This window comes from uncultured Marinobacter sp. (assembly GCF_947488835.1).
Taxonomy (GTDB): domain Bacteria; phylum Pseudomonadota; class Gammaproteobacteria; order Pseudomonadales; family Oleiphilaceae; genus Marinobacter.
Map to the genome: position 1 here is coordinate 280,907 of NZ_CANLBK010000004.1, position 11,966 is coordinate 292,872.

Sequence of the window (11,966 nt, forward strand, 5' to 3'; positions counted from 1 at the left end):
AAATTGCCGGGTTTTTTTGTGGATGCCGGATCAGGAATTACTTGATCTTGGCTTCCTTGTACGCAACGTGCTTACGGACAACCGGATCGTACTTTTTGATCTCGATTTTTTCCGGAGTGTTACGCTTGTTCTTCATGGTCGTGTAGAAGTGACCCGTGCCTGCTGATGAAACCAGCTTGATTTTTTCGCGCATGATGCAGCTCCTTATACTTTCTCGCCGCGGGCACGAAGATCGGCCAGTACAGCGTCAATACCTTTTTTATCGATGATACGCATGCCTTTGGTAGACGTGCGCAGCCGTACGAAACGCTTTTCAGACTCAACCCAAAAGCGCTTGCTTTGCAGGTTAGGCAGAAAACGACGACGGGTGTGGTTCATCGCGTGAGAAACATTGTTACCGGAAACCGGACGCTTACCGGTTACCTGACAAACTCTGGACATACTTGCCTCCGACCTGAGCAATGGTCTTAATAAATACGAATTCGATTTTAATTGCGTCTCTGGTTGCCGAGGAGTGATTAAACTCCTGTTTGCGCCCCTGAACTGAACGCTGCTCGCCAGACGCCGCCAGAAAGGGACGCTTTTATACCAGAACCAGCACCTCAACGCAAAAAATTGTTGGGATTTTGTCCAGTTTTCGCGCATTCGCCTGCGACGGCTTACATTAATCCACGTTCTGCGAGGGATATTACCTCACCGTGGCCAATCACCATATGGTCAAGAACCCTGATATCCACCAATCCGAGTGCTTCCTTCAAGCGCTTGGTCAGCGAGATGTCTGCCTGACTGGGTTCGGCGACTCCGGAGGGGTGATTATGGGCGAAAATAACGGCCGCCGCATTATCTTCCAGCGCTTGACGCACCACTTCTCTTGGATACACGGCTGCGCCGTCAATAGTACCTCTGAACAGTTCCCGGTATTGAATAACCCGGTGCCGGTTGTCCAGAAAAAGACCCGCAAAAACTTCGTGAGGGTAGGTGCCCAGCCGGCTGGTGAGAAAACGCCGGGTATCCTCCGGGGAGCGAAGTGGGTCGCCCTGGCGCAGAGGCTCGTCCATTACACGGCGGGCCATTTCCATGGCGGCTTGAACCTGTGCATATTTCGCGGTACCCAGCCCTTTCACGCCACAGAATTGCCGACGGGAGGCTGTCAGCAATCCGCGCAGGCCAGAAAACTCCTGCAGAAGAAAGCGCGAGAGTTCCATAACCGGCATGCCGGTGGTGCCGGTGCGTAGAAAAATGGCCAGCAGTTCTGCGTCAGACAAGCTTTCGGGGCCGTGGGCGAGTAGTCGCTCACGGGGGCGCTCATCCATAGGCCAGACGGGGTCGGTCATGTCAGCTTCCTTGCGAATTGTTTTCGGGATTTTCCGGGGTTTTCGCGCTTCCTGCGCCGTTCAGTTACGAAGACTACTTCAAAAAGCAACAAATGGTAAACGAGGGAGCTACCTTGCAGGCTGTCGGTATCCGCTGGGCATGCTATCTTATAAACCTTTCATATTAAGCGGATACGGAGCCTTATGATGGCCGTCAGAAAAATTCTGCTGGGTGTAACCGGTGGCATTGCAGCCTATAAAAGTGCCGAGCTTGTGCGCTTGCTGAAAAAGGCTGGCTATGAGGTAAGGGTTATCATGACGCAAGGCGCTGAAGCCTTCGTAACCCCTCTGACCTTCCAGGCGCTTAGTGGTGAGCCAGTGCGGACGACTCTGCTGGATCCTGAAGCCGAAGCTGGCATGGGACATATAGAGCTGGCCAAGTGGGCCGATCAGGTAGTTATTGCGCCAGCTTCTGCGGATTTTATCGCGCGGCTGGCTCAGGGCATGGCTGATGACCTGCTGACCACTGTCTGTTGCGCAGCTGAGGCGCCCATCGCAGTAGCTCCTGCCATGAACCAGGCTATGTGGGGCAATGAGCGTACCCAGCGCAACATACGTTTGCTGGAATGTGATCTGCAAATTTCGCTCTGGGGCCCGGCACAGGGTGAACAGGCCTGCGGTGACAATGGGCCCGGGCGAATGCTTGAGGCTGCGGAAATCGCTGCCCTGATCATGAACAAGCATTCCGGGGCTGGAGAGCTTGCAGGCAGGCGTGTCGTAATTACCGCCGGCCCTACCCGTGAGCCTATAGATCCTGTGCGCTATATCACTAACCACAGTTCTGGCAAGATGGGCTATGCGTTGGCGGTTGCGGCGCGGGATGCGGGTGCCAGCGTTGTGCTGGTGAGCGGCCCGGTCAACTTGCCGGCTCCTGTGGGAATTGAAATACGCCCTGTTGTGACAGCCGAAGACATGTTGAAGGCATCCATGGACGCGGTTGATGAAGGCTGCGACCTGTTTATCGCAACGGCAGCCGTGGCGGATTATCGGCCAGAGAGTCGTGCTGATGACAAGATCAAAAAGTCCAGTGAGTCCATGGCGCTGCCACTGGTGCGTAACCCTGATACTCTGGCAACCATTGCCGGGCGCCCCGATGCCCCGTTTACTGTGGGCTTTGCCGCTGAAACTACCGACGTGGCCAGCTACGCCAAGGACAAAATGCAACGCAAGAAGTTGCGCATGATTGTCGCCAATGATGTCTCTGTTCCCGGCCTTGGCTTCAACAGCGACAATAACGCCGTCACGGTATTCTGGCCGGATGGGCAAGAGGCGATAGGGCCAGACACCAAAAAAGCTATTGCATCGCGTCTCGTAGCGCTGATTGGCGAACATCTGAAACAGGAATAACATGAGCAAAAAAAATTTACAGGTACGCATTCTTGATGACCGGATTGGCAACCAGATTGCGTTCCCCGAGTACGCCACCGAAGGATCGGCTGGGTTGGATCTGAGGGCTTGCCTTGATGAGCCCCTGACCCTGCATCCCGGGGATACCCAGCTCATCCGAACCGGGCTGTCCATTTATATTGCAGATCCGTCTCTGGCGGCCATGATACTGCCCCGAAGCGGGCTGGGTCACAAACACGGCATTGTGCTGGGCAATCTGGTTGGATTGATCGATTCCGACTACCAGGGCGAATTGATGGTGTCTTGCTGGAACCGCGGCAACACCGCCTTCACTGTGGAAGTGGGCGAGCGGATTGCTCAACTGGTGCTGGTGCCGGTAATTCAGGCGAATTTTGAAGTGGTTTCCGAGTTTGATGCCAGCGCCCGGGGCGAGGGTGGCTTCGGCTCTACCGGAACCCGCTAGCCTTAGCGCAGAAACCCGCTGTGGCGTCTATACTTTGCCGACAAGTGCTTGTCCAGGACAAAAAAGATAATTGCAGGATGAACTATGAAACTGGGTAAGAAGAAAGTGACTGAGGTGTCCGTTGATGAGCAACCGACAGCCAAAGCAGAAAAAAAACCAAAATCCCGGGCTTCCGCAAGCTCTAAAATGATCCATCTGGGACAGACGGCGATCAAGCAGGCGCTGGTTGTTTTGGTAGCTGCTGTTGCAGCAGTGGCTCTCGTTTATTTTCTGGTATTGCTGCCAGCGGCCGAGCAACGTTACAGCGCCTGGAAAGCCGCTGAAGCCGATGCTGCGCTCAGCGCATAAGTCAGTACCTTACCTTGATGCAGCAGAGCGTGAATGGTCTGGCAACCCAGCCTCATGTTGTAGATGCGTTGATGGATCGTGCAGATCCCGCCACGGTCCAGCAGAGATTGGCGACCGCCTTACCCGGCGTGCAGGCAGCCTATCTGTTTCCATATCGCCAGATTCCCAGAACTGGCGACGCAAACGGCTTGCTTGGTTTTGCGGGTCTTGATTTGGCTCGTCGCGCTGAGAACACTCAACTCCTGCACCCGGATGCGTTCCCGCGTGAAAATCGCTGGTATGTCCAGATGGCCGTTCCGGTTCGCAACCCTTCCAGTAAGGCGGTCGTGGGCAGTCTTCTGCTGGTATTTGATGCCACTCAGTTGCAGCCGCTTCTCTCCGTTAACAACACTCAGCTTGGAGGCGAGTTAGCGTTAGTGCAGACCGTCTCCGGAGCATCCCGCACGTTCGTGAGTAACGGCGGCAGTGCTGGAGCAAATGCAAGTACAGCTGAAACCCGGACTCTCGCCAACCCTGACTGGGTTCTGCGCTATACACCGAACGCCGTTCCAGAGCCTCCCATCAATATCATCTGGGTTGCGCTGTTGATGGGTGTGCCGTCTGTCATAGCCGCCATACTGGTGTGGGTATTGCTGATTAGCGCCCAGAAGAATTTGCGCCAGGAAGTGACCAACTTGATTCAGTGGGCTCACAAGGTATTTGGTGGTGAGCGACAAAAGTTGCCCAGCTTCCAGTGGGATATGGTTGCCTCCGCCGCCGAGGTGCTTTACAGGCTCTCCCAGGTTGTAGAAAAGCGCCTGTCAAAAGCTGCAGAGACAGCGAAGCCGAAGCCCGCCAAGAAAAGTGGGTCGGCCGAGATTGGAGACGCTGAGCCGTTGTTTCAGGATAGCGACATACCTGATATTGATATGTTGGACGGCGATGAAGATGTTCTGGGCTTTGGCAGTGGTTCGAGCGACAGCTCGTTCTTTGCTGGCGGAGACATGCCAGATGTTGAAGAGGTCGATGAGCCAGTTGTTGAAATGTCGCCGGACATCTTCAGGGCCTACGACATTCGGGGCATTGTTGGCGAGACCTTATCTCCGTCTGTTGTGCTGCAAATAGGCACAGCCATAGGGTCAGAGGCCATCAGCCGAGGGTTGTCATCGTTGTGCATAGGCTACGATGGCCGCCACTCGAGCCCCGGGCTGGCAGACGCGCTGGCTCGTGGTGTCATGGCATCCGGTTGTAATGTGATTCATGTGGGCGCTGTGCCAACGCCGGTGTTGTATTTCGCGACCCATCACCTTGAAAATGGGTCGGGTGTTATGGTGACGGGAAGTCACAACCCGGCTAACTACAATGGCCTCAAGATCATGCTGGGCGGTGAAACCCTCTCTGGTGACGCCATCAAGGCGCTCTACCGGAGAGTAAAGACCGGTGATCTGGCTGCGGGCCGTGGTGAGCAGTCTTCTGAAGATGTTCGCCGGGCTTATCTTGATCGAATTGTGGGCGATATCGCAGTGGCAGCGCCGCTCAAGGTTGTTGTAGATGCCGGCAACGGCATTGCGGGCGAGTTGGGCCCCATGTTGATTGAAGAGCTTGGCTGTGAGGTTATTCCATTGTACTGCGAGGTGGACGGAGACTTCCCGAATCATCATCCGGACCCTGGCAAGCCAGCCAACCTTGCGGATCTGATTGAAAGAGTGAAGGCCGAAGGCGCAGATCTTGGTGTGGCCTTTGATGGCGATGGCGACCGGCTGGGTCTGGTGACGAATACCGGTAAGATTATCTGGCCAGATCGCCTGCTGATGCTCTTTGCCCGGGATGTGGTGTCACGAAATCCCGGTGCCGATGTGATTTACGATGTGAAGTGCAGCCGACGGCTTGCCGGTGTGATTTCGGAAGCGGGTGGGCGCCCCATTATGTGGAAAACCGGTCATTCGCTGATGAAGGCAAAGATGAAGGAGACCGGCGCTTTGCTGGCAGGTGAAATGAGTGGCCATATTTTCTTTGCTGAGCGCTGGTACGGATTTGATGATGGCCTATATGCAGCGGCCAGGCTGCTGGAAATACTGGGCATAGAAGACCGGCACAGTAGCGAAGTGTTTGAAGACTTCCCCGAGGATATAAGCACGCCGGAGCTTAACGTTGAAGTCACCGAAAGCAGCAAGTTCACCATAATGGAGCAACTTGGTGCAGAGGGTGATTTTGGCGACGGTAATATCAGCAAGATTGATGGTATTCGTGTGGATTACGCCGATGGTTGGGGGTTGTGCCGCGCCTCTAATACCACACCCATGCTGGTACTTCGCTTTGAAGCTGAAACGGAAGAGGCGTTGGAGCGGATAAAAGATGTTTTCCGGGCCCAGCTCCAGAAAGTAGCACCGGATCTTGTGGCTGACTTCTGATGGCAGCCCAGTAGGAATCCTGTTTTTATTCTGATTTATTAAGGCAAAAAGATGACGCTGGATCGTGAAACAGCAATGCAGGTGGCTACTGTTCTAAGCCGTGGTTTGCCATATATTCAACGGTTTACCGGGAAAACAGTGGTTATTAAATATGGCGGCAATGCCATGGAAAACGAGGAGCTGAAAAGCAGTTTTGCTCGTGATGTGGTGCTCATGAAACTTGTGGGCATCAACCCTATTGTGGTTCACGGCGGTGGCCCCCAGATTGGCGAGCTGCTGCAGCGCCTCAATATTCAGTCCCGCTTTGTGAATGGCATGCGAGTGACCGATGCCGCCACCATGGATGTGGTGGAAATGGTGCTGGGCGGTCAGGTGAACAAGGAAATTGTGTCACTGATTAATGCTCAGGGCGGTACTGCCATCGGTCTTACAGGAAAAGACGCTAACCTCATTCGCGCACGCAAGCTGGAAGTAGTTGATCGCTCACCGGAGTTGGAGCGCGCCGAGATTATCGATATCGGGCGTGTTGGCGAGGTGGCGAGCATCAATGTGGACGTGATTGATATGCTCACCCGCAGCAATGTGATTCCGGTGATTGCACCCATTGGTGTGGGGCCGGATGGCACCTCCTACAACATCAACGCGGATCTGGTAGCCGGTAAAGTTGCAGAAGCTATGAAGGCTGAAAAGCTCATGCTTCTGACCAATGTGTCTGGCCTGAAGAGCAAGGAAGACAAAGTGCTCACCGGGTTAACGGCGCAACAAGTAAATGATCTGATTGAAGATGGCACCATTCACGGCGGCATGCTGCCGAAAATTCGCTGCGCACTGAGCGCCGTGGAGAACGGTGTACGCACCTCTCATATCATTGATGGGCGCGTGGCCCATGCCTGCCTGCTGGAAATCTTCACCGATGAGGGTGTTGGCACCCTGATATCACGTAACTGATGATTTTCTGTAACTGACGCGCTGCCTGAGGACTTTACGGATGAAACGCCTACTCACAACTCTGATACTGGCAGCTTTGATTGGGTTTGCCGTATTCAAGGCCGGGGTCTGGTGGCTGGCGGACCAGCGCATGGCAGAAGCGCGCCAGGCGCTTGGTGAAAGTGGCGTTCTGGAGCGGGGTAAAATTGGTTCCGGCGTAGAAGGGCGATTGGTATTCACTGAGGCATCATGGCAGGGCTTCGAACTGACCCAGCCTCTGGTTATTGGCCGCGCTGAATTTGAGGCCGGGTCGCCTGTTGCTTTGCTTCAGGCTCTCGTCGATCCAGCCCAGCTGCCGGCCAGCTGGTCGTTGCAGGCCGAAGGGCTGGCGCTGGTGCTCGAGGCAACCATGTTCCGCAACTGGGTAACAGCAGACGGCGCCAGCGGCCGTGAACAGGCCGCACTATTTGCTCTTCCCTGTGCTCCGGACCCGCGCCAGCATCTTGGCAGTGGCGACCTGTTACGCATGGGCATCACCCGCTTATCCGGCGAATTGGTGCTGGAGCAGACACCTGAGCGGCTTCACCTTGAACTGAACTCGGCAAATACCGGCAGCCTTGAGCTCAACTGGCCGGGTGCCCGCATTGACCTGATCTCACCAGAAACAACCTTGACGAGCTCATCTCAGCCCCTGGAGGTTACTGTCAGAGACGGAGGGCTCATGCGCCGGGTGGCGGCTTACTGTGCCCGAGAGTCCGGTTTGGGGACCTCGCAGTGGGCTGGGCGCGCACTGGAAACCTTCGAAACTGGTCTGAACGCTCGCGGCTGGCGCCCCAGTGAGCAGTTACTTGCACTGTATCAACAGTGGTTGCTCGAGGGTGGTGAGGTGACCGCGTCTGTGCGACTGAACCGTGAAGCCCTTGGCGTACCGGTGCGCACAGAGGATGAAGGTTCGGATGGCTCCCTGGCCTGGGCCGTAGAATACAATGGCGCAGGGGTGCCGGATGTGTTTCTTCGCAAGGTCGAACCTGTTGTGCCAGAACTCCCCAAGGAAGCGCTTGAGCCGCTTGTGCCCCGTGAAAATCCAGCGGCAGTCAGCTGGCACGCGGAGGATCTTGAAACCGCACTTGAGTGGGTTGGTCGCAAGGTGAGGGTGACACTCTCGAATGGGAATATGGTGCAAGGTCGTCTGGCGAGCGTTAGCGAACAGGAATTGGAAGTTGCGCGTGAAGTCGCTGGAGGCGAGGTGTCCTATCCGATCGTTCTGCGCGCGATTGCAGGGTTCGAGGTCTGGCGACGCGGCCAGGCACAATAGCGCTCCAGTAGGGGCGAGGAGACACAATGCCGCAGTTTGGCGACGATAACGACAGTCGTAAAACGATCAACAGGGCCGACTCGGTTCCGGGCGTGCGTGACATGCTGACCACGCTGGTTTCGCTGCCGTCGATCAGTAGCGCATCGGCGGAGTGGGATCACAGCAACGAGCCAGTTGTGCGACGGCTGGGCGAGTGGCTGGAGGCTCTGGGCTTTGCCGTTGAGCTTCTGGCGGTGCCTGACATGCCCGGCAAGTATAACCTGATTGCAACGCTGGGCAGCGGCTCCGGTGGATTGGTGCTTGCCGGTCACACGGATACCGTGCCGTTCGATGATCAGCGCTGGCAAAGCGACCCGTTCACCCTGACAGAAAGGGACAATCGCTGGTACGGCCTGGGCACTTGCGACATGAAGGGCTTTTTCCCCCTGGCTATCGAAGCCGCCAAAGCCTTTACTGCCGCGGACCTGAAACAGCCCCTGATTATCCTCGCGACAGCAGACGAGGAAACCTCCATGAATGGCGCCAGAGCGCTCGCTGAAGCTGGTAAGCCGAAAGCCCGCTATGCGGTTATTGGTGAGCCCACGAGCCTCAAGCCTGTGCGTATGCACAAGGGCATCATGATGGAGCGACTGACGTTTGAGGGCCAGTCTGGCCATTCTTCTGACCCCAGCCTTGGACGCAATGCGCTGGAAGGTATGCACGAAGCTCTTGGTGAGCTTCTGGCCCTGCGCACCGATTGGCAGGCGCAATACCGTAATCCGAATTTCGAGGTGCAGGTGCCAACCCTCAACCTCGGCTGCATCCACGGTGGCGACAATCCGAACCGTATTTGTGCCCGCTGCGAGCTGCATTTTGACCTGCGCCCGCTGCCCGGTATGAGCATGGAAAACCTGCGTCAGGATATTCTGCACAGGCTTAGACCGTTGGCTGAGCGGCGCGAGTTAACGATGGAATTTGAACCGCTGTTTGATGGCGTGCCACCGTTTGAGACGCCCGCAGATGCGGCACTGGTGAAAGCCTGTGAAACACTAACCGGCCACACTGCCCACGCCGTCGCTTTTGCCACCGAAGCGCCCTGGTTGCAAAAGCTCGGTATGGAAGCCCTGGTTCTTGGCCCGGGCTCTATCGATCAGGCGCATCAGCCCGACGAGTTTATAGAAATGTCACAGCTTGAGCCCACGGTGAAAATCCTTCAGGGACTCATCAGGCAGTTTTGTCTTTAAGTTTCTTCTAGTATGCGGACGCGCGGGAAATCACGTAAAAATACGATTGGGGAATAACACTTGAAACCAAACGATTGGCTGCATTCTTTTCGCCATTCATCGCCTTATATAAATGCACACCGCGGCCGTACGGTAGTGCTGACCATTCCTGGCGATGCATTTGAGCACGAAAATTTTATTAATATCATCCATGACATCACGCTGCTTGCCAGCTTGGGTGTGCGCTTGGTTGTTGCTTACGGCGCGCGCCCGCAGATACAGAAACGCCTGGATGAAGCAGGTCTGGAATCATCTTTCTCCCGCAGTCTTCGCATTACTCCCGAAAACCATTTGCCTCTGGTAATGGAGGCAACCGGTGGCCTACGTGCTCACCTTGAAAGCCAACTGTCTATGGGATTGGTGAATTCGCCCATGCACAATGCCCGCATTCGGGTCAGCAGTGGCAATTTTGTCACGGCAAAGCCGGTTGGGGTGTTGGATGGCATCGATTTCGGCTACACCGGCAAGGTGCGTCGCTTGGACGTAGCCGGTATTGAAAAGCAATTGGAGCAGGGACACATCGTTTTGCTTCCGCCCATGGGTTATTCGCCCACCGGAGACGCTTTCAACCTTTCCTATGAAGATGTGGGTAGTCAGGTCGCCGCAGCTTTGCAGGTGGAGAAACTCATCGTATTTATTGATGATCAAGGCCTGCTTGAGCAGGACGGCTCCCTGATCCGCGAACTCTCGGCCCGCCAGGCGCCCGAGCGGTTGGCGGATGGCACGGTTACCGGGCATGACGCAGATCTGTTGCGCGCCGCTTGCGATGCTTGTGTGAAAGGCGTGCGGCGGGCACATTTTATCAGTTATGTGAACGATGGTGCTTTGCTGGAGGAGTTGTTCACCCGGGACGGCACAGGCACGCTTGTCAGTGGCGACCACTATGAGCAAATCCGCCAGGCCAGGGCTGAGGACATCGGCGGCATTCTGGGGCTGATCGAGCCGTTGGAAGAGCAGGGCATTCTGGTGCGGCGTTCGCGGGAAATGCTGGAAACGGATATTGAGCACTATGTTGTTGCAGAGCGTGACGGCACCATTGTGGGCTGCGCCGCCCTGCACAATTACCCGGAAGAGGGGGCAGGTGAGCTTTCGTGCTTCGCGGTCGATTCGGCTTATCGGCGGGCTGGCAGGGGCGACGACATACTGCTAATGGTGGAAAAGCATGCCCGTAACCAGGGCATCCAGAAGCTGTTTGTGCTCACCACGCAAACCGAGCACTGGTTCCGTGAGCGCGGCTTCCTGCCCAGCACTGTTCAGTCTTTGCCTGGGCCAAAGCTTGCGGTTTACAACACACAGCGTAATTCAAAAGTTTTCTTCAAACCGCTCTGACAGTGATTTCAGCGCAAACTGGCGCTGATCATCAGGTTTTCGGGAGAGAGTCTCGACGGAGCGATAAAATTCCGGAAAATCGTAACCGGATTCTTTTAATAGCTGTCGGAAGGCAGGTACGTGCTGGTTATATTGGGAAAAAAGAGCAATTCTGGCGTTGTTGAAGGCTACCGGAGGGATGCCGAACGGGCCAATATTGCTTCCTGGTCTGCTGGTTAGCAGTTGCGCATAGCGCGCATTAAGCTCATCAAAGAGCTGCTGTTTGCGCTCGCGCAGACTGCTCACCGACAGTACATCTTGTTGTCGATAGAGCTGCTCCAGCTCCGCACTTGTTGCAGACACCAGGGCATGGGTGCTGTTGCGCAACTCGAGTTGATTCAAAGCTTGGACGAAGGCTGCCGGATCGCCGCGTTGGTCTAGCCAGAGCCTCAGGCCCTCCAGCTCAACTGCAGTGGCGAAACTCTCGTTGAAGGCTGTATCCCCTTTGATATAAACCACCCGGTGGGCCAGTTCGTGAAACATCAGGGCCACCATGCGATCATCTTCCAGGTTGGTAAAAGCGGAGTGCAACGGGTCGTCAAACCAGCCCAGCGTCGAATAGGCGGTGACACCGCCGATGAACGTGTCGTAGCCCTTGGCGCGGTAGGTTTGCTCTTCTTTCCGGGCATCTTCAAGGTGAAAGTAGCCCCGATAGGCCTGGCAGCCCAGAACCGGATAGCACCATTGGTGAGGTTGCAGGGAAAATTCGGGCACTGCCACAAGGTTGACCACAACCCAGGGGTGCTCCAGAACAACATAGTCGGTGAAGGCATCGCCCGCCGACAGCCCCAGGCGATCACGTGCAAACTGCAGAGCCTGGCGCGAAAGGGTAAGTTTGTCACGGAGCTCCGGGGGCGTGTCTTCACTGGTGATAAGGCTGTCGACCGGTTTACCAACTATAGTTAAAGCCAGGTGGCCGCGAATGGCTTGGGTGTAGTAGCTGACTGTGGTGCAACCACTCAGTAGTGTTATCAGTAGTAAAAGTGTATAGATCTGACTAAGCTGTTTCATAGACCAAGGTGTTACGGTTAGGCGGTATATGTGTCCGTCACTGATCGCTATAGTACACTTATCGTATTGGTAATTAGCACCAGCATTTATTTATAGAAGCAAGTGGCAGCGGCCACTTTTCAGGGACGTTAGTCGCTGGCGAGCAGAATATGCGACCGCCCT

The 11,966-nt window shown here is 55.5% G+C and carries 10 protein-coding genes and 1 pseudogene; 7 read left to right on the top strand and 4 right to left on the bottom strand.

Annotated elements, in window-relative coordinates; all coding sequences use genetic code 11:
• Positions 1-37: 37 nt before the first annotated feature.
• From rpmG to radC, 3 genes are all read right to left on the bottom strand, one after another.
• A complete protein-coding gene (rpmG, locus tag Q0824_RS14895) occupies positions 38-193 on the bottom strand; it encodes a 50S ribosomal protein L33 (protein ID WP_071263342.1) in 156 nt (51 codons plus the stop codon).
• Between the two features lie 11 nt (positions 194-204).
• Complete coding sequence (gene rpmB / locus Q0824_RS14900) at positions 205-441, bottom strand: 50S ribosomal protein L28 (protein WP_200202252.1); 237 nt, start codon at positions 439-441, stop codon at positions 205-207.
• A 218-nt stretch (positions 442-659) separates the two neighbouring features.
• Entirely contained in the window at positions 660-1,334 is a 675-nt protein-coding gene (gene radC, locus Q0824_RS14905) for a DNA repair protein RadC (RefSeq protein ID WP_298452383.1), read from the bottom strand.
• Between the two features lie 186 nt (positions 1,335-1,520).
• On the opposite strand from radC, the gene coaBC reads away from it, so the two are divergent.
• From coaBC to argA, 7 genes and pseudogenes are all read left to right on the top strand, one after another.
• Positions 1,521-2,720 carry a bifunctional phosphopantothenoylcysteine decarboxylase/phosphopantothenate--cysteine ligase CoaBC gene (gene coaBC, locus Q0824_RS14910; RefSeq protein ID WP_298452385.1) on the top strand — a complete coding sequence of 400 codons (1,200 nt, stop codon included), beginning with the start codon at positions 1,521-1,523 and terminating at the stop codon, positions 2,718-2,720.
• A gap of 1 nt (position 2,721) precedes the next feature.
• Positions 2,722-3,183 carry a dUTP diphosphatase gene (gene dut / locus Q0824_RS14915; RefSeq protein ID WP_298452387.1) on the top strand — a complete coding sequence of 154 codons (462 nt, stop codon included), beginning with the start codon at positions 2,722-2,724 and terminating at the stop codon, positions 3,181-3,183.
• Between the two features lie 84 nt (positions 3,184-3,267).
• Positions 3,268-5,921: pseudogene (locus Q0824_RS14925) on the top strand (phosphomannomutase/phosphoglucomutase).
• Positions 5,922-5,972: 51 nt separating this feature from the next.
• Positions 5,973-6,869 (top strand): acetylglutamate kinase, encoded by an 897-nt coding sequence (gene argB / locus Q0824_RS14930; protein WP_200202247.1) that lies wholly within the window; start codon positions 5,973-5,975, stop codon positions 6,867-6,869.
• Between the two features lie 40 nt (positions 6,870-6,909).
• Entirely contained in the window at positions 6,910-8,163 is a 1,254-nt protein-coding gene (locus Q0824_RS14935; RefSeq protein WP_298452395.1) for an acetylornithine deacetylase, read from the top strand.
• 26 nt (positions 8,164-8,189) lie between these two features.
• Positions 8,190-9,386, top strand: coding sequence for an acetylornithine deacetylase (gene argE / locus Q0824_RS14940; RefSeq protein ID WP_298452398.1), 1,197 nt, complete (start codon positions 8,190-8,192; stop codon positions 9,384-9,386).
• 60 nt (positions 9,387-9,446) lie between these two features.
• A complete protein-coding gene (gene argA, locus Q0824_RS14945; RefSeq protein WP_298452401.1) occupies positions 9,447-10,754 on the top strand; it encodes an amino-acid N-acetyltransferase in 1,308 nt (435 codons plus the stop codon).
• Here argA and Q0824_RS14950 read toward each other — a convergent pair.
• The gene (locus Q0824_RS14950; RefSeq protein ID WP_298452404.1) at positions 10,728-11,804 is read right to left on the bottom strand and encodes an aminopeptidase; all 1,077 of its coding nucleotides are present in this window, start codon (positions 11,802-11,804) and stop codon (positions 10,728-10,730) included. The genes argA and Q0824_RS14950 overlap by 27 nt on opposite strands.
• Between the last annotated feature and the right edge of the window lie 162 nt (positions 11,805-11,966).

Excerpts from the sequence above, each read along its gene's own strand:
- rpmG (WP_071263342.1), bottom strand. The coding sequence starts at position 193 with ATGCGCGAAAAAATCAAGCTGGTTTCATCAGCAGGCACGGGTCACTTC.
- rpmB (WP_200202252.1), bottom strand. The coding sequence starts at position 441 with ATGTCCAGAGTTTGTCAGGTAACCGGTAAGCGTCCGGTTTCCGGTAAC.
- radC (WP_298452383.1), bottom strand. The coding sequence starts at position 1,334 with ATGACCGACCCCGTCTGGCCTATGGATGAGCGCCCCCGTGAGCGACTA.
- coaBC (WP_298452385.1), top strand. The coding sequence starts at position 1,521 with ATGGCCGTCAGAAAAATTCTGCTGGGTGTAACCGGTGGCATTGCAGCC.
- dut (WP_298452387.1), top strand. The coding sequence starts at position 2,722 with ATGAGCAAAAAAAATTTACAGGTACGCATTCTTGATGACCGGATTGGC.
- argB (WP_200202247.1), top strand. The coding sequence starts at position 5,973 with ATGACGCTGGATCGTGAAACAGCAATGCAGGTGGCTACTGTTCTAAGC.
- Q0824_RS14935 (WP_298452395.1), top strand. The coding sequence starts at position 6,910 with ATGAAACGCCTACTCACAACTCTGATACTGGCAGCTTTGATTGGGTTT.
- argE (WP_298452398.1), top strand. The coding sequence starts at position 8,190 with ATGCCGCAGTTTGGCGACGATAACGACAGTCGTAAAACGATCAACAGG.
- Q0824_RS14950 (WP_298452404.1), bottom strand. The coding sequence starts at position 11,804 with ATGAAACAGCTTAGTCAGATCTATACACTTTTACTACTGATAACACTA.